23 protein-coding genes are annotated in these 20,615 nt (G+C 59.5%); 12 read left to right on the forward strand and 11 right to left on the reverse strand.

Features of this window, described 5'->3' with window-relative positions; genetic code table 11:
- Nucleotides 1-27 precede the first annotated feature (27 nt).
- The 3 genes from Q1A51_RS00690 to prfA form a co-directional block, all read right to left on the reverse strand.
- Entirely contained in the window at nt 28-585 is a 558-nt protein-coding gene (locus Q1A51_RS00690) for a DUF4167 domain-containing protein (RefSeq protein WP_299206926.1), read from the reverse strand.
- Between the two features lie 203 nt (nt 586-788).
- Nucleotides 789-1,604, reverse strand: a complete 816-nt coding sequence (prmC, locus tag Q1A51_RS00695; protein WP_299605963.1) for a peptide chain release factor N(5)-glutamine methyltransferase — start codon at nt 1,602-1,604, stop codon at nt 789-791.
- A gap of 17 nt (nt 1,605-1,621) precedes the next feature.
- The gene (gene prfA / locus Q1A51_RS00700; protein ID WP_299605741.1) at nt 1,622-2,671 is read right to left on the reverse strand and encodes a peptide chain release factor 1; all 1,050 of its coding nucleotides are present in this window, start codon (nt 2,669-2,671) and stop codon (nt 1,622-1,624) included.
- 65 nt (nt 2,672-2,736) lie between these two features.
- On the opposite strand from prfA, the gene Q1A51_RS00705 reads away from it, so the two are divergent.
- On the forward strand, nt 2,737-3,024 hold the full coding sequence (locus Q1A51_RS00705; RefSeq protein WP_299605966.1) for a hypothetical protein: 288 nt from the start codon (nt 2,737-2,739) through the stop codon (nt 3,022-3,024).
- Here Q1A51_RS00705 and Q1A51_RS00710 read toward each other — a convergent pair.
- From Q1A51_RS00710 to Q1A51_RS00725, 4 genes are all read right to left on the reverse strand, one after another.
- Nucleotides 2,962-3,333, reverse strand: a complete 372-nt coding sequence (locus Q1A51_RS00710; protein WP_299605969.1) for a DUF1499 domain-containing protein — start codon at nt 3,331-3,333, stop codon at nt 2,962-2,964. The two genes, Q1A51_RS00705 and Q1A51_RS00710, sit on opposite strands and share 63 nt — an antisense overlap.
- A 94-nt stretch (nt 3,334-3,427) precedes the next feature.
- Nucleotides 3,428-4,375, reverse strand: a complete 948-nt coding sequence (speB, locus tag Q1A51_RS00715; RefSeq protein WP_299605972.1) for an agmatinase — start codon at nt 4,373-4,375, stop codon at nt 3,428-3,430.
- A complete protein-coding gene (gene speB, locus Q1A51_RS00720; RefSeq protein ID WP_299605744.1) occupies nt 4,365-5,333 on the reverse strand; it encodes an agmatinase in 969 nt (322 codons plus the stop codon). Before speB (Q1A51_RS00720) ends, speB (Q1A51_RS00715) begins: the two co-directional genes overlap by 11 nt.
- Complete coding sequence (locus Q1A51_RS00725; protein WP_299605747.1) at nt 5,333-6,499, reverse strand: M20 aminoacylase family protein; 1,167 nt, start codon at nt 6,497-6,499, stop codon at nt 5,333-5,335. The genes speB (Q1A51_RS00720) and Q1A51_RS00725 overlap by 1 nt, the downstream gene beginning before the upstream one ends.
- 63 nt (nt 6,500-6,562) lie before the next feature.
- Between Q1A51_RS00725 and mazG the strand changes: the two genes are divergently transcribed.
- On the forward strand, nt 6,563-7,384 hold the full coding sequence (mazG, locus tag Q1A51_RS00730; RefSeq protein ID WP_299605749.1) for a nucleoside triphosphate pyrophosphohydrolase: 822 nt from the start codon (nt 6,563-6,565) through the stop codon (nt 7,382-7,384).
- Here mazG and Q1A51_RS00735 read toward each other — a convergent pair.
- Nucleotides 7,371-8,240, reverse strand: a complete 870-nt coding sequence (locus Q1A51_RS00735; RefSeq protein WP_299605752.1) for a hypothetical protein — start codon at nt 8,238-8,240, stop codon at nt 7,371-7,373. The genes mazG and Q1A51_RS00735 overlap by 14 nt on opposite strands.
- Nucleotides 8,241-8,359: 119 nt before the next feature.
- On the opposite strand from Q1A51_RS00735, the gene Q1A51_RS00740 reads away from it, so the two are divergent.
- From Q1A51_RS00740 to Q1A51_RS00750, 3 genes are read left to right on the forward strand one after another with little or no spacing between them, the layout of a single operon-like run.
- On the forward strand, nt 8,360-9,301 hold the full coding sequence (locus tag Q1A51_RS00740; protein WP_299605754.1) for a nucleoside hydrolase: 942 nt from the start codon (nt 8,360-8,362) through the stop codon (nt 9,299-9,301).
- Nucleotides 9,298-9,747, forward strand: coding sequence for a GNAT family N-acetyltransferase (locus Q1A51_RS00745; protein ID WP_299605756.1), 450 nt, complete (start codon nt 9,298-9,300; stop codon nt 9,745-9,747). Before Q1A51_RS00740 ends, Q1A51_RS00745 begins: the two co-directional genes overlap by 4 nt.
- Nucleotides 9,748-9,779: 32 nt before the next feature.
- Entirely contained in the window at nt 9,780-11,177 is a 1,398-nt protein-coding gene (locus Q1A51_RS00750; RefSeq protein ID WP_299605975.1) for a protein adenylyltransferase SelO, read from the forward strand.
- On the opposite strand, the gene Q1A51_RS00755 is transcribed toward Q1A51_RS00750, so the two are convergent.
- Nucleotides 11,174-12,049: a DMT family transporter gene (locus Q1A51_RS00755; RefSeq protein ID WP_299605758.1), complete on the reverse strand. Its 876-nt coding sequence runs from the start codon at nt 12,047-12,049 to the stop codon at nt 11,174-11,176. The genes Q1A51_RS00750 and Q1A51_RS00755 overlap by 4 nt on opposite strands.
- 119 nt (nt 12,050-12,168) lie before the next feature.
- Between Q1A51_RS00755 and Q1A51_RS00760 the strand changes: the two genes are divergently transcribed.
- Entirely contained in the window at nt 12,169-12,984 is an 816-nt protein-coding gene (locus Q1A51_RS00760; RefSeq protein ID WP_299605760.1) for a DUF533 domain-containing protein, read from the forward strand.
- A gap of 13 nt (nt 12,985-12,997) precedes the next feature.
- On the opposite strand, the gene Q1A51_RS00765 is transcribed toward Q1A51_RS00760, so the two are convergent.
- Entirely contained in the window at nt 12,998-14,281 is a 1,284-nt protein-coding gene (locus tag Q1A51_RS00765) for a DEAD/DEAH box helicase (protein WP_299605762.1), read from the reverse strand.
- Between the two features lie 76 nt (nt 14,282-14,357).
- Between Q1A51_RS00765 and Q1A51_RS00770 the strand changes: the two genes are divergently transcribed.
- The 5 genes from Q1A51_RS00770 (at nt 14,358) to Q1A51_RS00790 (ending at nt 18,178) form a co-directional block, all read left to right on the forward strand.
- Complete coding sequence (locus Q1A51_RS00770) at nt 14,358-14,780, forward strand: Fur family transcriptional regulator (protein ID WP_299206952.1); 423 nt, start codon at nt 14,358-14,360, stop codon at nt 14,778-14,780.
- Nucleotides 14,781-14,870: 90 nt separating this feature from the next.
- Nucleotides 14,871-15,746 carry a DMT family transporter gene (locus Q1A51_RS00775; RefSeq protein ID WP_299605764.1) on the forward strand — a complete coding sequence of 292 codons (876 nt, stop codon included), beginning with the start codon at nt 14,871-14,873 and terminating at the stop codon, nt 15,744-15,746.
- A gap of 67 nt (nt 15,747-15,813) precedes the next feature.
- Nucleotides 15,814-17,088, forward strand: a complete 1,275-nt coding sequence (eno, locus tag Q1A51_RS00780) for a phosphopyruvate hydratase (RefSeq protein WP_299605766.1) — start codon at nt 15,814-15,816, stop codon at nt 17,086-17,088.
- 145 nt (nt 17,089-17,233) lie between these two features.
- The gene (locus tag Q1A51_RS00785; RefSeq protein ID WP_299605768.1) at nt 17,234-17,746 is read left to right on the forward strand and encodes a GNAT family N-acetyltransferase; all 513 of its coding nucleotides are present in this window, start codon (nt 17,234-17,236) and stop codon (nt 17,744-17,746) included.
- Nucleotides 17,747-17,755: 9 nt separating this feature from the next.
- A complete protein-coding gene (locus Q1A51_RS00790) occupies nt 17,756-18,178 on the forward strand; it encodes a cupin domain-containing protein (protein WP_299605770.1) in 423 nt (140 codons plus the stop codon).
- Here Q1A51_RS00790 and Q1A51_RS00795 read toward each other — a convergent pair.
- Nucleotides 18,169-19,272, reverse strand: a complete 1,104-nt coding sequence (locus tag Q1A51_RS00795) for an anhydro-N-acetylmuramic acid kinase (protein WP_299605773.1) — start codon at nt 19,270-19,272, stop codon at nt 18,169-18,171. The two genes, Q1A51_RS00790 and Q1A51_RS00795, sit on opposite strands and share 10 nt — an antisense overlap.
- A gap of 64 nt (nt 19,273-19,336) precedes the next feature.
- On the opposite strand from Q1A51_RS00795, the gene tyrS reads away from it, so the two are divergent.
- Entirely contained in the window at nt 19,337-20,578 is a 1,242-nt protein-coding gene (gene tyrS / locus Q1A51_RS00800; RefSeq protein WP_299605776.1) for a tyrosine--tRNA ligase, read from the forward strand.
- Nucleotides 20,579-20,615 lie beyond the last annotated feature (37 nt).

A 20,615-nucleotide genomic window follows, 5' to 3' on the forward strand; every position in this document is an offset into this window, starting at 1 on the left:
CGCCTCGTTTCAAATTGGAAGCACAGCTTACTCTGCCGCTTCAGGTGCTGGCCCATCCGCATCGGGTTGCGGCGCTTCAGGCTGCTCGGCAACCGGTTCGGCCTTGGGCTTGCGCGAGCGGCTGCGCGTTGATTTCGGCTTGGGCTTGGGTTGGCTTTCCGGTGTTTCGACCAACCCGGTTTCTCCCGCAGGTTCGACAATGTCGGGCTGCGGGGCCTGCGCAGGATCGGCACTCGCTTCCTGCTCTTGCCGAGAGGAGCGTTCACGATCACGCTCTGCCTGACGCTCGCGGTTCTGGCGCTCCTGCTCTTCACGGCGCGCCTCAATCTCGCGTTGGGCTTCGGCCAGCATCCGCAGATAGTGCTCTGCATGCTGCTGAAAGTTCTCAGTCGCGACGCGGTCACCAGACAGCTGTGCGTCGCGCGCCAACTGGTTGTACTTGTCAATGATCTGTTGCGGCGTGCCGCGGACCTTGCCCTCCGGGCCGGAACTGTCGAACACGCGGTTGACGACGTTGCCGCCACCCCCACCGGAATTGCGGTTGCGGTTGTTCTTGGACCGGGACCGTGATCTCGAAGACTTCATGGATATATATGGCTCTCTGGCATAACTCTTTGTGATCGCCCGTGCCGCATCATCTTGGTTGCGTGTCACAGTCTCTTGGCGATCTTGTGGATGGGACGCTGTTGCAAGGCAGAAGCCGGTGCATCTGCGTCTGATAAATGAATAAGCACGGACATGGCCCGCCGACAAGGGTTAAAGCCAAATTTTCGCTATTTTTGATCGTTTCATGCTGGATTCCGCGCAAGAATGACACGGTCGCGTCCATCCAGGTCTGGCAACACGTCCACGGTACCCCACCCGCTCCGTTCAAAAATGGTGCGCACTTCAGCGCCCTGTTGCCAACCAATCTCGCACAGAACACGGCCATTGGCCGTCAGATAGCTACCTGCTTGGTCTGCAATCGTTCGATAGGCCGACAGCCCGTCGCCCTCATCGGTGAGTGCCATGCGCGGTTCGTGCTCGCGCAACTCGGGCGACACCTCCTCCATCTCGAAAGCAGAAAGATAAGGAGGATTCGCCACAATTAGGTCAAAACGACCATCGACGGGATCGAACCAATCCCCCTGCTTGATCTGCACGCGTGACGCGACCTCGTGTAGCGCAACATTTGCAGACGCCTGCAAACATGCCGCTTCAGACAGATCGACCCCCACCCCGATGGCATCCTCGCGTTCCGCCAGCAACGTCACCAGCAAACAGCCTGACCCGGTGCCAAGATCCAAAACACGTTCGAAGTCTTCGCTCAATGCCGCTTCGACCAGCGTTTCGGTTTCAGGCCGAGGATCCAACACATCGGCACTGATCTTGAAACGGCGGCCATAAAATTCGCGCTCACCTATCAGGTGGCTGACAGGCACCCGCACTGCGCGCAAGGCAATCAGATGGTCATAGCGGTCCGCTATGTCAGGCGCGATGTCCTCTGGGGCAATGAGTGTGATGCGGGCGGCATCGACTTGCGCCGCATGCGCCAGCAGCACACGCGCATCCCGCGCAGGATCCGGCACACCCGCCGCGCGCAGCCGCGCCGTGGCGGCCACCATGGCTTCGGCGGCGGTGGTCACGTGCCCATCTCGGCCATCAGACGGGCCTGTGAGTCTGCGGTAAGTGCGTCAATCACCTCGTCCAGATCACCCTGCATCACTTGGTCCAGCTTGTAGAGCGTCAGGTTGATCCGGTGATCAGTCATGCGCCCTTGCGGAAAGTTGTAGGTGCGAATGCGCTCGGACCGGTCTCCCGATCCAACTTGCGCGGCTCGGTCAGCCGAGCGTTCGCTGTCTACCCGCGACCGCTCCAGATCATAGAGCCGCGCCCGCAAAACCTGCATGGCCTTGTCGCGATTGCGGTGCTGCGATTTCTCGGAACTGGTCACGACAATACCTGTGGGCAAGTGCGTGATGCGCACAGCACTGTCGGTCGTGTTCACGTGTTGCCCGCCCGCCCCGGAGGATCGCATGGTATCAATTCGAATATCTTGCGACGCAATTTCGATATCGACGTCCTCAGCCTCTGGCAGAACCGCAACGGTCGCAGCCGAAGTATGGATGCGCCCTCCGCTTTCGGTCGTTGGCACACGCTGTACCCGGTGCACCCCGCTTTCATACTTCATTCGGGCAAAGACATTGTCGCCGGTGATGTGGGCCACAACCTCTTTGATGCCGCCAAGTTCGGTGGCCTGCTCTTCGACAATGTCGATCTTCCAGCCCCGCGCCTCGGCATAGCGCTGGTACATGCGCAAGAGGTCTCCCGCAAAAAGCGCGGCCTCGTCTCCTCCGGTGCCCGGACGGATTTCCAGCATGGCAGGCCGCGCGTCCGCTGCATCCTTTGGGAGCAGCGCAAGTTGCAAAGCGGCCTCCGCATCCGGCAACGCCGCCTTGAGCCGCGGCAGCTCTTCTTCGGCCAGTTCAGCCATGTCCGGGTCGGACAGCATCAGCTCGGCCTCTTCCATGTCCGTCACGATCTGCTGATAGGCTTCGATCTGATCAACAACGGGTTTGAGGTCGGAATATTCCTTGGCCAATGCCGCGATGTCGCCGGACCCATCGGCCATAGCGGCTTCAAGATACTGAAAGCGCTGAGTGATCTGGATAAGGCGGTCTTGGGGGATCATAACGTCGGTTTGATCCAAGGCAGGGTATTGGTCAAGGGGCCGGGTGTGCTATATTGCCCAAGATGATGCGCAACGCCTTGATATTCTTGCTCATGGCCAGCCCGACGTTGGCGGATGTCACCTCACCCTCTGGCAAGACGGTTGAGTGTTATTGCACCGACAAATCCGGCGCCCGAGTCGAGTTAGGTCAAACCATCTGTCTTCAGGTGGATGGGCGTATGTTCATGGCGCAATGCCAGATGTCTCTGAATTCGCCCATGTGGCGTGAAGTTCAAGAAGGGTGCCTCAGCTCATCCCTCTTGGGCGGCAGCCAGCAACCGCTCCAATCGTTCCCTGTTGACGCCAAAATCTGAACGGCCAAACCTCAGTCTGGCGTGCATCTTTAGTAGGCCGTCGCTGTATTCAACCGTCGTATAGTCGGGAAAACCAATCCATTTGGACCGAGTCACATACGTCACGCGTCCTTCATCGACAGAGCCGGCGACAACTTGGGTGCGAGACAGAGCGCGCGCGGCAGCATCAACGCGTGCGAAAGCCATATCGTCCGCCTCTACAACGCGGATTGCACCGCCCACCATGTTCTGACTGTTCGTCTCGGCAATGAGCACATGCCACCGCGCAGGATCGGTCGGTGCCAGGCGTACGAAAGCAAGTAACCCCACCAAAACAATACAAATTAAAACAGTGGCATACATTGCGAACTTCATTTCACTTCTTCAATTCCGCCTGATGGGTCCCAGTCGGGATGTTTCCAGCTCAACGGTAGGTAACACCCGGAAGAACACACAACAGTTCGTACAGAATATTGGCCCCAGTCAGGGCAGTGTTGCCTGAGGTATCGTAGGGTGGCGAAACTTCGACAAGATCACAGCCCACAATGTTCAGACCCTTGAACGCCCGTATCAGCTGCAGTGCCTGCGGAGTCGTCAACCCACCAATCTCCGGTGTGCCCGTACCCGGAGCAAAAGCTGGATCAAGGCTGTCTATGTCATAGGTGACATAGGTTGGTACGCTGCCGATATCACGCCTGATCTCCGCGCCCAATTGACCCAGATCGCGCCCCCACAGCTCATGCGCAGGAAACTGTTGGAACCCCCACCCCTGCGCTTCGGTAAAATCCTCGGCCGTATATCCGGTACCGCGCAAACCAACCTGATAAACCTTTGACGGTTGGATCAGCTCTTCTTCATAAGCGCGCCGAAAGACGGTTCCATGCGTTTCCCGCTCACCGAACATTTCGTCGTTCACATCCGCATGGGCATCCACGTGGACCAGCGCGACAGGCCCATGCCGTTTGGCAATTGCCCGAAGAATCGGGAGTGTGATCGAATGATCGCCACCGATGGCCATCGGAGTCGCGTCATAGTTCAGGATCGCCTCATAACTCTCTGCAATAATGCGCAAACTGTCAGCGAGCGAGAAAGTATTGATTGCCAAATCACCAATATCTGCAACATGCAGATTGTCAAAGGGCGCCGCCCCGGTTTGCAGATTGTAAGGGCGGATCATCGCAGATTCTGATCGGACCTGCTTGGGACCAAACCGCGTGCCCGACCGCCAGGAGGTGCCAATGTCCATCGGCACGCCCAGAACAGCCACGTCCAGCTTGTGCAATTCATTCGAGAACGGCAGACGCATGAATGTGTTGGGACCCGAGAACCGAGCCAGGTCATTGCCGCTGAGCGGTTGATTCTTAGGCGCCACCGCGCATCCTCCATCCCAAAAGCTGGCAAATTTCGGTCGCGACATGCGCGCCCGCGATGGCAGTAGCCCCGGTTGTATCAAAAGGTGGGGACACCTCGACAACATCGCCGCCTTGAATGTTGATCCCGGCAAGCCCGCGCAGCAAGGCCGCTGCCTGCGCCGAACTCAGGCCACCCCACACAGGCGTGCCTGTACCGGGGGCAAATGCGGGGTCAAGACCGTCAATGTCAAAGCTCAGATAGACGGGCCTGTCGCCAACGATCTCACGCGCGCGCTTGGCCGCCGCAGCGGGTCCAATGCGATGAAATTCGGGGGCGTCGATGATGTTGACGCCAAGCGTGTCCTCGTTCGTGGTGCGAATGCCGATCTGGACCGAGGTCGCAGGATCCACGATGCCGGATTTCACCGCCTTGTAGAACATGGTGCCATGATCCACCCGGCTCATGTCATCATCGGCCCATGTGTCCGTATGCGCGTCGATCTGGATCAGGGACATCGGCCCGTGTTTTTCTGCATATGCCTTGAGAATGGGGAAAGATATGTAGTGATCCCCCCCAAGCACCACGCTCGCGGCACCGGCGTCCAGAATACCGCGTATATGGGCGGTCAGAGTGTCCGGGAAGGCAGGGATGTTGGCGTAATCAAAGGCCACATCACCATAGTCGATGATCGTACGTTCGCTAAGGACGTCAAAAGGCCAGCCATAGGGCGCATCCGGTGCCTGCAGGCTCGATGCCTCGCGGATCGCGCGAGGGCCCAACCGGGTGCCCGGCCGGTTCGTAACCGCCTGATCAAACGGCACACCGGTCACTGCGATATCCACATCAGTCAGATCCTTAGTGTAGCGCCTTCGCAAAAAGGATGTTGCCCCGCCAAAGGTCAGTTCAAACGACGGCCCGCGCGGATCATCACGTGTAAACGCATGATCCATCTGGTTCTTTGCATCTTCCAGGGCCATCAGCGCCCCACCGGCTGCGCTGTTTCGACAAGGCGCGCAAAGAACGATGCGCCGATGGGCGCAATCTCGTCATTGAAATTGTATTTCGGGTGGTGAACGCCTGCGCCGTCACCCTGCCCTAGCATCAGATAAGCGCCAGGCCGCGCCTCCAGCATGTACGAGAAATCCTCGGCGCCCATGACGGGCTCGACATCTGGATCAACCCCCGGCTCCCCCGCGACATCGGCGGCGATGCGCGCTGCGAACTCTGCCTTGTCCGCATCGTTGACCGTTGGGGGATAGCCAAATTCGAGCTCTAGCTTGGCCTCGCACCCGTAGGCTGCCGCGGTGCCGTCAACGACCGCCTCCATGCGACTTACAACCATTGCCTGCACCTCTTTACTGAAGGTGCGGACGGTGCCGTTGATATAGGCGGTCTCGGGGATCACGTTGTCGGTGGTGCCGGTGTGGATCTGGGTAGTGGAAATCACCAGCTGCTCCAATGGCTTGTGATTGCGGCTGACGATGGTCTGCAAGGCCGTGACGATCGCGCATGCCGCAACCACCGGATCGACCGTGTCATGGGGCCGTGCCGCATGCCCACCTTTGCCGGTAACATGGATATGAAACGTGTCCGCTGCCGCCATGATCGGTCCGCCGCGCGTGTGGAACTTGCCGAAATCCTTTCCGGGGGCGTTGTGGATTGCATAGACCTCGTTGATCTCGAAACGCTCCATGATACCCTCCTGCACCATGACCTCGCCGCCCCCGCCATCTTCCTCGGCAGGTTGAAAGATCAGCGCGACCCGGCCCGAGAAATTCCGCGTTTCGGTCAGGTACTTCGCTGTCCCAAGCAGCATCGCAGTATGTCCGTCGTGACCACAGGCGTGCATCCTTCCTGGATGGGTTGAGGCATAGTCAACTCCGGTTTCCTCTTCGATGGGCAAAGCATCGAAATCCGCGCGCAAGCCAATCGTCGGACCGTCCCCTTGGCCGTTGATAATGGCAACGATGCCTGTCTGCGCGATGCCGGGATGCACTTCATCCACACCTATCTCGGCCAGCCGTTCTTTGATGAACGCTGACGTCTTGGGACAATCAAAGGACAGTTCAGGGATCGAATGCAGGTGCTGCCGCCACGCGGCCATGTCGGGCGCAAGATCGCCGATGCGGTTGATGATGGGCATGGGTGGACTCCGGTCCCTGAGATACGTCACATGTCAGCAAACCTGAAACCGCGAGGGGCTGCAATGGGTGACGATCTGATCCACGATCAAACGGCGGGCATCGAACGGCTTTTGGAAATCATGCGCCGCCTGCGTGACCCGGAAACGGGCTGCCCCTGGGATGTCGAACAAACCTTTCGCACCATCGCGCCCTACACCATCGAAGAAGCCTACGAAGTTGCCGATGCGATTGAGCGCGAGGACTGGGGTGAGCTTGAGGGCGAGCTGGGCGATCTGCTGCTGCAATCGGTGTATCACACGGCCATGGGGGAAGAGGCCGGACATTTTAGCTTTCAGTCTGTTGTGACCAACATCTCGAACAAGATGGTGGACCGTCACCCTCATGTCTTCGGTGACGAGTCTCGTGACAAATCATCCGAACAGCAAACCCGCGACTGGGAAGCCATCAAAGCCGCGGAACGCGCTGGCAAGGCGCAAAAAGGGGCACTGGATGGCGTGGCACCCAACCTGCCCGCACTTCTGCGTGCTGTGAAGCTGCAAAAGCGCGCCGCCCGTGTGGGCTTTGATTGGCCAGAGACAGCGCAGGTGCTGGACAAGATCAAGGAAGAAGCCGCCGAGCTGGTCGAGGCCCGAGACAGGATGGACCACGAGGAAATGGTGAACGAGATGGGCGACTTGCTGTTCGTCGTTGCCAACCTTGCCCGCCACCTTGGGGTTGAGCCGGAGGAAGCCTTGCGACGCACAAATGCAAAGTTCACACGCCGGTTCACTGCGATCGAAGCGGCACTTGCGGCCAAGGGACGCGCGCCGCAAGACAGCACGCTCGAAGAAATGGACATGCTATGGGACGCGGCAAAGGCCGCTGAACGCACTAGGCGAAATTGACGCTCTTCATCCACTCGATCTGCTTCAAGTCTGATGCGTAGCGCGCTGAAAGTTCTGCTTTTTCATCCTCACTGAATGCAGCAAAGCCAGTCTTTGCCGTTTCACCCGCATACTGACTGATAACCGCCTGCCAATCGCTGCGCGACAGGTTTTCACCGCAACGATACCGGACTTGAAGCGCTTCCAATGCGGCATCTGTGGCACTTTGGTTCAAGATGCGCTGCGGCTCCACCAACCCCTCTACCGAGAGGCTTGGCACAAGCCGCTTGAGCAAATCTGTGCTGGTTCCACGCGCCTCGTAGGGGACAACTGTTATGGCTTCGGGCTTCAATATGTCTTGCATCAGTTGGACAAGGTCGGGCCACCCTCTGTCCATATTCATGTAGTTACCGCTTACGTCGCAGAAGTCAGACATTTCATTATCTTCGGCGCGTTTGCGGAAAGCGGACTCAAACAGCTGGTCATATGGGCGCACGACCAGCATCAAATGCGCAATTGGACCTGTCCATGCCGCCCGTAGAGCGGTGCAGCGCATCTCCGCGAAGGGATAGAATTGACCTTGCAGAAAGTGAAACATGCGACCGGGAATATTCTCCTCGGACAAGATGACTGGACGGCCATCCCGATAGGCGTCCAGACCCAGCTTGGCCTTGATCGCGGCGGCAGCGTGATCAACGCGATGACCGGACGGAAGGCGCAGCGCCAACTCTCCCGAAGGGTTGCCATCACGCCCAGGATAAGCGGTTGTCCATCCCTGGCGATCCAATAACTGCCAGTTCTCATGCAAACACATCTGGAAAGACGAAGTGCCCGTGCGATGCGCGCCAGCGTGAATATAGATCGGAGCATCAGCCATAATATTTGCCCTTACGCCAGCCACCCCGCGTCACGCAAGGTTTTGCGCACGGCTGTTCGCCGCTTCTGGACAAGAGTTGCCAAAGAGGCCACGTTGCGCGGAAATCGGCTGGAGAGACCATGGCACCCCGCAAGATCATCATTGACACGGATCCCGGACAGGATGATGCGGTCGCAATTCTGCTGGCTCTGGCCAGCCCGGAAGATGTCGATGTGTTGGGGATCACGGCTGTTGCGGGCAATGTTCCGCTTGAACTGACAGCGAAAAATGCCCGCATTGTATGCGAATTGGCTGGCAAAACTGATGTTCCGGTATTTGCCGGATGTGACCGGCCCCTTGGTCGAGACCTCGTGACGGCAGAGCATGTTCACGGCAAGACCGGGCTGGACGGGCCAAGTTTGTCGGACCCCCAAATGCCCCTGCAGGAACAGCACGCCGTCGACTTCATCATCGAAACGGTGCGCGCTCATGATACTGGCACCATAACGCTGTGCCCCTTGGGTCCGTTGACGAACGTCGCGACAGCATTTCAACGCGCCCCGGACATCGTTGAGAAGGTTCAGCAAATCGTGCTGATGGGCGGGGCGTATTTTGAAGTTGGCAACATTACCCCCACCGCTGAATTCAACATTTATGTCGATCCCGAAGCAGCTGATATCGTTTTTAAAAGTGACGTCGATATCGTCGTCATGCCGTTGGATGTTACGCACAAGGCACTGGTGACAAAACCACGCAACGACGCCTTTCGCGCTTTGGGCACACCCGTTGGCGTAGCGGTGGCCGAGATGACCGACTTCTTCGAGCGGTTTGACAAAGAAAAATACGGCTCTGCCGGGGCGCCACTGCACGATCCCTGTGTCACGGCCTATCTGATCCGTCCGGACCTGTTCACTGGGCGGCATGTCAACGTTGAGGTTGAGACATCGTCAGATCTTACCATGGGAATGACCGTCGCGGATTGGTGGCGCGTGACTGGCAGGCCTGCGAATGCCATGTTCATGGGCGATGTAGACGCGGATGGCTTCTTTGGTTTGTTGACCGAACGGTTGGCCCGACTGTGAGCGCCGCACTTACCCTTGCTACGCCAGAGCATTTTGCACGACTTGATGCGTTGGTCGCTGCTTTTCACGCAGAAGAAGGGATCACCCTGTCTGACGACGCGCGGGCTGCCGGGTTGCAACCGCTGTTGGATGGTATCCCGCATGGGGCCGCATATCTGATTGGTCCGCCGCGTGCGCCCATTGGATATGTTGTGGTCACCTTCGGCTGGTCGATCGAATTCGGTGGAATGGATGGGTTCGTTGACGAAATATTCATTCGACCCGGCGTGCGCGGTCGCGGCATTGCCACCGAGGTGCTGTTGGCCCTGCCCCGCGCTTTGGGTGGCGCGGGCGTCAAGGCCCTGCATCTGGAAGTCGCCACCGACAATACCACCGCACAGCGTCTCTATGCCCGGGCCGGCTTCCGTTTGCGCGACGGCTACCATCTGATGACACGTATGCTCTAGTCACGCGGTGCGTTGCCGCCTATCTCATGACCATGAGCCTGCACATCCCCTTCGACAACAGCTACGCCGCCCTCCCAAACGGGTTTTACAGCCGTTTGGACCCAACACCCGTCAAAGACGCGCATATGCTGGCGTGGAACGAAAAACTCGCCTCCGAGTTGGGGATCGAAGGCACCGACCCCACCGTGTTCGCTGGGTCCCGCGTCCCCGACGGGGCGGCACCGCTGGCACAGCTCTATGCCGGGCACCAGTTCGGCAGCTATAACCCTCAACTGGGCGACGGGCGCGCCATCCTGTTGGGCGAAGTGGTGGACACGCACGGTCAACGCCGCGACATCCAGCTCAAGGGATCGGGCCCCACCCCCTATTCCCGCATGGGCGATGGGCGGGCCTGGCTGGGCCCGGTCTTGCGCGAATATGTGGTCAGCGAGGCCATGCATGCCCTTGGCATCCCCACGACACGCGCGCTGGCGGCGGTTGCAACGGGCGAACCGGTCTATCGCGAACAAGGTGCCCTGCCCGGCGCTGTCCTCACCCGCGTAGCATCAAGTCATCTGCGCGTCGGGACCTTTCAGATCTTTGCCCATCGTGGGCAGATCGACGAATTGCGCACGTTGGCCGACTATGCCATCGCGCGCCATCACCCCGACGCAGACGGCCCCATGGGCTTGCTCAGCGCCGTATGCGCGGCGCAAGCCGAACTTGTCGCTGGATGGATGTCTGTCGGCTTCATTCATGGCGTGATGAACACCGATAACTGCACGATCTCTGGTGAAACGATCGACTATGGCCCATGCGCATTTATGGATGCCTTTCACGAGGGCCGCGTGTTCTCCTCCATCGACCAGATGGGACGCTATGCATTTGGCAACCAGCCCCGCATCGCCGTTTGGAATATGGCGCAGTTGGCCACGGCATTGATCCAGCTTTTTGATGACAAGGATCAGGCTGTAAAGGATGCGACAGCCATCGTTCACGCCATGCCGCAGCAGTTGGAAGACGCATGGCTGCACCGCTTCGGGGCCAAGCTGGGCCTGGCCGATGTCACTGCAGATGATCAGCCCTTGATCGAAGACCTCCTGAACCTCATGCAGGCTGACGGTGCCGATTTCACCAATACGTTCGCGGCCCTGCACACAGATGCTGCGCGCGATCAATTCACCGACCGCGATGCGTTTGACACATGGGCCCAGCGATGGTCGCAACGCGGCCCGGCCGTGGATTTGATGCAACGTACGAACCCACGGATCATCCCGCGCAACCATCGGATCGAAACGATGATCGAAGCAGCCGTGTCAGGCGACATGGTACCCTTCGAACGGCTCATGTCGGCACTGGCAACACCTTATGACGTGCACAGTGACTTTGACGACCTGCGCCGCCCGCCAACACAGGCCGAGATCGTGCCCGCCACCTTCTGCGGCACCTAGCGTCTGTTGATCAACACCAGTCCGACGGCCACCAAAGCAAGAGCCGCCCAGATTGTGACTGTGATATCCTCACCCAAGATCAACCAGCCAAGAACAACGGCAAAGACGGGCGACAAAAAGCTGAACGATGCAACGCCTGAGGCCGGGTAAATCTTCATCAGGAAGAACCAGAACAGAAACCCGAAGCTCGCGATAAACACGATCTGATAGGCAAGACCGACAACGTGAATCATCTCCAGATCACGCAAAAGCGGGCCGAAGGCAGGCGCAAGGATCAGCAAGACTGGGGCTGAGATCAGCAGCTGCCAGAACAGCTGCTGCTCCGCCGGAATACGGCTCAGCGGCGTGACCCGCACGCATAGGGCAATGCCCGCCCAGCACAGCGCCGCCCCCAACGCAAAGACGTCTCCCAACAGATTGCCCTGCCCCGCATCGCGGTCCGCCAGCGCCAACACCACGCCCCCCATGGCAAAGGCAAGACCGATCAGGCGCGTGCCGTTCAGGCGCTCGCCCGGCAGCAGCACATGTGCTGCAAGGGCCAACCAGACAGGCATTGAATAAAACAGGATCGACGTCCGCGCGACGCTGGTCAGATCCAGCGCGATAAACAGGCAAATGAACTCAACCGCGAACAGCAAACCGGCGACAATTCCGCCAGTCCTGCCTTCGATTGGCAGGCGCAATGGTATCCCGCGCGCGCGCATCCAAAGCCCCAGCAACACAAGCGCCCCGAGCGAACGCAGGCCAGCTAAGAAGACCGGTTGAAAGCCAGCGTTCGACACTTTGATAACGACCTGATTAAAGCCCAGGTTCAACGAAAACAGCGTCAGCGCCACGGCACCGATCAGGTCGATATGCGACTTTCGATTCATCGGTGCAGAACGGCCGGTTTAAGGGTCAATGTCAATCGACCCCGAACATTCCCCCCCGTTTGGTCGGCAATCTGTGCAAGACTGCGTCCCAACGATTCCCGGGGAGATGGAGAACATACATGAGCTTGATGAAAACACTGGCAAAAGTGGCCATCGGTGTTGCGGTAGCCAAAGGTGCAAGCGCGATGATGCAAAATCGTAGCGGGTCTGGTCGAGCAGCGGCTGGCGGTGGCCTTGGCGGCTTGCTGGGCGGACTGAGCGGTGGGCAAGCCCAGGGCGGCGCGGGTCTACAAAACATGTTGGGCGGCCTGATGGGCGGCGCGCAAGGCGCTGGCTCCACCGGCGGCATGGGCGGGCTTGGCGGCTTGCTCGAGGGTCTGGGCGGCGCAGGTGGCCAGGGTCAGGGCTTGCAGGGGATGCTCGGCGGTCTGGCCGGTGGCGCGGGCGCAGGTGGCCTTCTGGGTGCCTTGGGCGGTGCCATGGCCAAACGGCCAGCCGACAATGGCGCAAGCTTCGGTCAGGTCCTGAACTCGAACTTCGACCAGACGCCGGAAGATCCGATTGAACCGACAGCAGATCAAGAAGCCGCTGCAGCCCTCATGCTGCGCGCCATGATCCAGGCAGCCAAGTCCGACGGCCAACTGGATGACGCCGAGCAGGAAAAGCTGATGGGCCAATTGGGTGGCGACGTGGATGCAGAAGAGGCCGCTTTTCTCCGCACAGAGATGCAACGGGATGTCGACGCAACCGCCCTCGCCCGAGACGTTCCAAATGGTATGGGCCCGCAGGTCTATGCCATGTCGGTCCTTGCCATCGATCTCGATTCACAGGCCGAGGCAAAGTACCTGCATGGCCTTGCGCAAGCGCTTGGGATGGATGCAGCAAGCGTAAACGACATCCACGCGCAGCTGGGCGTACCCTCACTTTACGCCTGAGCAACCAGGCATATCAGGTGCGCGGCCCCTTGGGCTTCGGCTTCCGACGCCGACGGTTCGACGGTTTGGACGTACCTGGCGCACCGGGTCGCCCACCACCGGGCTTGCCGCCCGGACGGCCGCGCCCGCCACCTCCCCGACCACCTGCAGGCTTCGCGTTGGGATCCGCTATCGGTTCCCACGCACGGCCCGACAGGACAGGAATGGTCATTTTCATGACCTTCTGAATGTCCTTGAGATGATCTATCTCTTCGGGCGCACAGAACGCCACGGCAGAGCCGTCCTTGCCCGCCCGCGCCGTGCGACCGATCCGGTGCACATAGGCTTCGGGCACGTTCGGCAGTTCATAGTTGTAGACGAATTTGACGTCTGGAATATCCAATCCACGGGCGGCTACATCAGTTGCAACCAGCACACGCACCTCGCGCGCCTTGAACGCCGCAAGGGCACGTTCCCGCTGACCCTGGCGCTTGTCGCCATGAATGGCCGCCACGGCAAATCCCTTGCGTTCCAGCGCGCGCGCCAAACGATCCGCTCCATGCTTGGTGCGGGTGAAAACCAATGCTCGGTTTTCCCGATGTTTGTCGAGTAGTTCAATCAGAAGTGCCGATTTTTCGGCTTTGGCGATGAAATGCACCCCTTGAGTGACCTTGTCGGCCGCCTTGCCCGGCGGGTTCACCTCGATCCGCATCGGCTCGTGCAGATAGGATTGCGCGATCTCGTTCATCTGCTTGGGCATCGTGGCCGAAAACAGCATCGTCTGCCGGTCATCACCCATCAGCGATGCGATCTTGCGCAGGGCATGAACAAAACCAAGGTCCAGCATCTGGTCCGCTTCGTCCAGAACAAGGAACCCGGTATGCTCAAGCTTGACAGCCTTGCGCTCAACAAGATCCAGCAAACGCCCCGGGGTTGCCACCAGAATGTCGGCCCCCTTCGCCAACCGCTGGATTTGCGGGTTGATCGACACACCACCCACCACGATCTGCACACGCATCTGGGTCATGGCCCGCAGCACTTGCGCGATCTGGCCAGCCAGCTCCCGTGTCGGCGCGAGGATCAAGCCGCGCGCGGTCTTGGGGGCGGCACGTCCGCCCTCTTCCATCAACCTTGCAATCAAGGGAATGCCAAAGGCAGCTGTCTTGCCTGTACCCGTTTGCGCCAACCCCATCACATCGCGCCCGTTCAGCGCATGGGGAATTGCCTGCGCCTGAATAGGTGTCGGTTGGGTCAAGCCCATCTCGGCCACGCGTTTCGCAAGGTCCGCGGGCAGGTTCATCATGTCAAAATCGCTCATGCCCCCCAGTGAACCCATACCATACCAGCGTCAACCGCAATTGCCCCTGCCTGCAAGCTTCGTTAAACCCCACGGCATGACAGCAAATCGTGCCAGTATCCGCGACCGCAGCGAAGCCAAGGGGCTGCGCATGACCCAGCCCCGCCGGATCATTGCCCAGGTGCTTGAAGAGTCCGACGACCACCCGGATGTCGAAGAGCTGTACAATCGCGCGAGCGCCGTCGACCCCGGCATTTCCATCGCCACGGTGTACCGGACTGTCAAATTGTTCGAAGAGGCTGGCATACTCGACAAGCTGGAATTCGGAGACGGTCGCGCCCGGTACGAAGACGCGGAACGTGAACACCATGATCACCTCATCGACATGAACTCTGGCGAAGTGATCGAGTTCGTCGATGCAGAAATCGAAGCCCTGCAGGAAAAGATTGCGGAAAAGCTGGGCTATGAGTTACGTGGCCACAGGCTGGAACTTTACGGCGTGCCGCGCAAGCGCCAGTAAACAAGCACATTCTTCTTCATCTTTGTCGCCGCTATATGCGCGACCAGAATAAACCCGGCATATCGGCCAAAAGACTAAGGGCACCACCATATGGACAACTTGCGTGGCGCCGGGCTGATGGTTCTGGCGATGCTATGCTTCGCCATCGAAGACATGTTCATCAAACTTCTGGGTGGTGCGATTCCGATTGGGCAGTTGCTGGCCCTTCTGGGCGCAGGCGGCGCGTTCATCATGGCGGGCGCTTGCGTACGGCAGGGACAGCCATTGGTCAGCCGCGCACTGCTGGGTCGCGCGATGCTGATCCGCAACGCAGGTGAAGTGATTGGGTCCCTGGGCTTTGTGACAGCGCTCGTGTTGGTCCCATTGGCGACGGCCTCCGCCATCTTGCAGACGACACCGCTGATGGTCACTCTCGGCGCCGCGATTTTCCTAGCCGAACCGGTGGGTTGGCGGCGTTGGGCAGCCATCTTAGTTGGGCTCTGCGGCGTTCTACTGATCGTACGACCGGGGATCGAGGGTTTTGATTGGAACGTCTTGTTCGCGGTTCAGGGTATGATCGGCCTGTCCATCCGTGATTTGGCCACGCGCCGCGTGCCCGCGACTCTGTCGGCCCTTCAACTCAGCTTCGTAGCCTTCGCGTTACTTGTGCCTACGGGTATGGGTCTCACGCTGGCATCGGGCACCAGTTTCGTTGCGCCCACCCCGAACGAATGGGGCCTGCTTGCCATTGCGTCAGTCATCGGCGCGATCTCTTACCGCTTCATCGTTATGGCGATGCGTATGGGCGACGTCAGTTTCGTCACGCCATTTCGCTATACGCGGATGGTGTTTGCACTGATCATCGGCGTTCTGATCTTTTCCGAAGCACCCGACATGTTGACGCTGATCGGCGTGGCAATCATCATTGCGTCCGGCCTCTTCACCCTATGGCGCGAGCATATCAGGAAAACGCCAGATGCGGCGTAAAGACCCTTGTTGTTAGCGCCAACATCACGTTAGACGCTGCGTAACTTCCCGCTACAGGAGCCTCCTCATGAGCACCATCATCGACATTCATGCCCGCGAAATCCTCGACAGCCGGGGCAACCCCACCGTCGAAGTCGACGTGACACTTGAGGACGGCACCATGGGCCGCGCCGCAGTTCCTTCTGGCGCATCGACCGGCGCCTACGAAGCGGTGGAAAAGCGTGACGGCGACAAGGCCCGTTACAAGGGCAAGGGCGTACTGGAAGCTGTCACGGCGGTGAATGGCGAGATTGCCGAGGCACTGGTTGGCATCGACGCCACCGAACAGGTCGAACTGGACCGCGCCATGATCGAACTGGACGGCACAGACAACAAGGGCCGTCTGGGCGCCAACGCGATCCTTGGTGTTTCCCTTGCCGCCGCCAAGGCCGCTGCCGATTGGACCTCGCAACCGCTCTATCGCTATGTGGGTGGCACCTCGGCCCGTGTCCTGCCCGTCCCGATGATGAACATCATCAACGGCGGCGAACATGCCGACAACCCGATCGACATCCAGGAATTCATGATCATGCCGGTGGCCGCCGCGAATATCCGCGAGGCGGTGCGCATGGGGTCCGAAGTCTTCCACACCCTGAAGAAAGAACTCAGCGACGCAGGTCTGTCGACAGGTATCGGTGACGAGGGCGGCTTTGCTCCCAACATATCTTCGACCCGCGACGCGCTGGATTTCATCCTGAAATCGGTAGAGAAAGCGGGCTACAAGCCGGGCGAAGACATCCATCTCGCCCTCGACTGTGCCGCAACCGAGTACTTTAAGGATGGTGCATATGTGCTTGCAGGCGAAGGCAAAACATTGTCCTCAGATGAGAATGTCGCCTATCTCGAAGCGCTGGTGAATGACTATCCGATCATCTCGATCGAAGATGGCATGGGCGAAGACGACTGGGACGGCTGGAAAGCACTGACCGACGCCATCGGTGATAAGGTCCAACTTGTGGGCGACGACCTGTTCGTGACCAACCCGGTGCGCCTGGCCGACGGCATCGCACGTGGCTGCGCCAACTCCATGCTGGTAAAAGTCAACCAAATCGGCAGCTTGACGGAAACACTTCAAGCGGTCGATATGGCCCATCGTGCGCGCTACACCAACGTGATGTCCCACCGCTCGGGCGAGACCGAGGACGCGACCATTGCCGACCTCGCCGTTGCGACAAACTGCGGTCAGATCAAAACCGGGTCGCTGGCCCGCTCGGACCGGCTCGCAAAGTACAATCAGCTGATCCGGATCGAGGAGATGCTGGGTGAAAGCGCGGAATTTGCAGGTAAGTCCATCCTGAAGTAATCGATGGTGTCGTCGAACCGTGGGCAGCTGCGTTGCCCACGGACGCAACCGCGCAGACCCAAAACCGACGCGGCGCACAGATTGGGCACTCAACGATCCCTTTTGCATATTGCGCCAGAACGTCTGTGCGATTTACTCCTGTGCCATGATCGATCTTGAAATCCATTCAGCCCGCCCCTCCGACATGGACGATGTCGCACGCTTGTGCTGGGCCTACCGTGACCTTCTGATCGAACGATCCGTTGACCTGCCGCAGATGGTCGAAGCCTACTATGCCAAGGACAGCTATGCGGCGCTGGTTGCGGACCTGCCGCGCATCCACGCGCGTCCCAAGGGTGACATCCTTGTCGCGAAACTCGGCAATCAAATCGTCGGCTGCGCCATGTACTACCCATTGACCGCGGCGGGCACGACGGAAATCAAACGCGTCTATGTCGCTCCATCCGCGCGGGGGTCAGGGGCTGGCCGCGCGTTGATCCAGGAGTCCATAGCCCGAGCCAAGGCCGACGGTTACGCCCGAGTTGTTCTTGATACCATGAGCGGACTGACGGAGGCCATTGCGCTCTACGAACGGCTCGGCTTCCAACCCTGCCCACCCTACTACGACGCAGAGCCTTCTTTCCTTCCCTATCTGCGCTTCTTCGAGCATCCTCTTTGAACGATGACCATGACCGCCGAACAAATCATTGCTCACCTGAACCTACAACCGCACCCGGAAGGTGGACACTACCGCCAGACCTGGGTTGCTGAAAATGACGGGCGACCGACCGGCACCTGTATCTATTTCCTGCTCGCCGCGGGAGAGCAAAGCCACTGGCACAAAGTCGATGCGACCGAGATTTGGCTTTATCACGCAGGCGCTCCATTGATCCTGTCGATGAGCAGCAGTGACGATGGACCAGCAGAGGATCAGGTGTTGTCCCCCGATCTGAACGAAGGCGCGCCCCAGATCATCGTGCCCGAGGGGCATTGGCAAGCCGCACGCAGCGCCGGTGACTACACGCTCGTCAGTTGCACCGTCTCACCGGGCTTCCAATTCGAAGGATTCACGCTTGCAGAACCGGGTTTCGACATCCCACGTCAGGGATAGCTGACCGTCCCGCCCCCCACGGCGGCCCGGACACCGGTTGTCCCGGGACAAGATGTCGGCAGACCACGCGCGACGCGCACCGCCAGATAGGCAAAGGCCTGCGCCTCTAACATATCACCGTTCAGTCCCACGGCTTCGACGGGTTGCACCGGGCAATCCAACGACACCTCCAGCATCTTCATCAGAACCGGGTTATGCCGCCCGCCCCCGGTCACGAGCACCGTCGATGGCGGACGCGGACAGTGCTGCATGGCTTCTGCAACTCCCGCAGCACACATGGCTGTCAGCGTGGCCGCCGCATCCGCATCGCTGAGTTCGTGGACCAATTCCACCATTTCGGCAAAATCGTTCCGATCGAGTGACTTTGGAGGGATGCGCGCAAAGTAAGGCTCTGCCAGGAACAGCTCAAGCGCGCCCGCTTCGACAGTCCCCGAAGCGGCAATGCGTCCGCCCTCATCAAAGGGCAACCCAAGCCGGGCCTGCATCAGATCATTGACCGGCGCGTTGGCGGGGCCCGTATCAAAGGCCAAAAGCGCACCCTCGCGTTCCGGGGCATCCGCTGTGGGATCAACCCAAGTCAGATTGCCCACCCCACCTAGGTTCAAAAATGCAACCGGGCTTTTCGCCCCCATCCACTTGGCGCAAGCAAAGTGAAAAAACGGAGCCAGCGGCGCGCCTTCGCCCCCCAGCTCAACATCCGCCGTCCGAAAATCCCAAACAACAGGCACTTGCAGCGCGCGAGCCAGCGCCGCACCATCACCCAGTTGCAGCGTTCCCTGCGCGCGGGGGGCATGCGCCACAGTCTGGCCGTGAAACCCAACCAAATCGACACCGTCGAAGCCGCTCAAAAGCGCCTTATGCGCCGACATAACCACGCCCGTTGCTGGTTCCAGCGACGGTCCGGCCCAATGCCCAAGGGCGGTGCGCAGAACAGATTGTTCCTCGGCAGAATACTGATGGTAGTCATCTGCACCAAAGCCATCAATGACGACGCCATCGGTCCGCAACACTGCTGCATCGACCCCGTCCAGCGACGTCCCGGACATCGCGCCCAGAGCGGTAACAACCGCGCCCTTGTCTCTGACCTTATCCATGGTCTTTTCCTTTGCCCGTCCCCCGCTTATAGACTGCGACGGAGCCGTTCCAAGGACAAGCCAAATGACTTACACACCCCGATCCGATTTTTTGCACGTGATGCAAAGCCGCGGGTTTCTGGCCGACTGCACAGACATGCAGGCGCTGGACGACGCATTGCTGGTTCCGGGGCAGACCGCCTATATCGGCTTTGATGCGACAGCCAAATCGCTGCACGTTGGATCGCTGATCCAAATCATGATGCTGCGCTGGTTCCAGAAAACCGGGCACAAGCCAATCACGCTGATGGGCGGTGGTACGACCAAGGTGGGCGATCCGTCTTTCCGGGCCGATGAACGCCCCCTGCTCGACTCTGCCGCGATTGATGCCAACATCGCTGGGATCAAACAGGTGTTTTCCGCTTACATCGACTACGACGATGGCGCGCAGATGCTGAACAATGCCGAGTGGTTGGATGATCTGAACTACCTCGATTTCCTGCGGGATATCGGGCGCCACTTCTCGATCAACCGGATGCTGTCATTCGAAAGTGTGAAATCCCGGCTCGACCGTGAACAGTCGCTGTCGTTCCTCGAATTCAACTACATGATCCTGCAAGCCTATGACTTCATGGAGCTGAACCGCCGCTATGGCTGCATCCTGCAGATGGGAGGCAGTGACCAGTGGGGCAACATCGTCAACGGCATCGACCTGACCCGCCGGGTCATTCAGAAAGAGGTGTTTGGCCTGACCTCGCCGCTTCTGGAAACCTCGGATGGCAAGAAGATGGGCAAGTCGCAATCGGGTGCGGTCTGGCTCAATGCGGACATGCTGTCGCCTTACGAGTTCTGGCAGTTCTGGCGGAACACGACGGACGCGGATGTGGGTCGGTTCCTGAAACTCTACACCGAGCTACCGCTTGACGAATGCAACCGTTTGGGCGCCCTCGAAGGGTCCGAGATCAACGAGGCCAAAGCCCTGCTTGCTTCTGAGGTGACAACCATTTTGCACGGTGCTGAAGCCGCAACAGCGGCTGCGCAGACGGCCAGAGAAGTGTTCGAAAAGGGCGGCGTGGGCGACGACCTCCCAACCCTGACCCTCAGCGCGGATGACGTGGGCGATGGAATTTCCATCGTGCAGCTGATCGTAAAGTCCGGTCTAGCTGGGTCCGGAAAAGAGGCCAAGCGTCTGATCGCCGAAGGCGGAGCGCGGATGAACGACGCGCCGCTGACCGAAGCGGGCACGATGATTGATCGGGCCGCTCTGGCCGCACCGATCAAGTTGTCAGCGGGCAAAAAGCGCCATGCGCTCGTTCAAATTGGTTAAGGTTTGACCGTACGGTAAATTCTGTCCCCGCGGGGAC

Source organism: uncultured Tateyamaria sp. (genome assembly GCF_947496075.1).
GTDB lineage: Bacteria > Pseudomonadota > Alphaproteobacteria > Rhodobacterales > Rhodobacteraceae > Tateyamaria.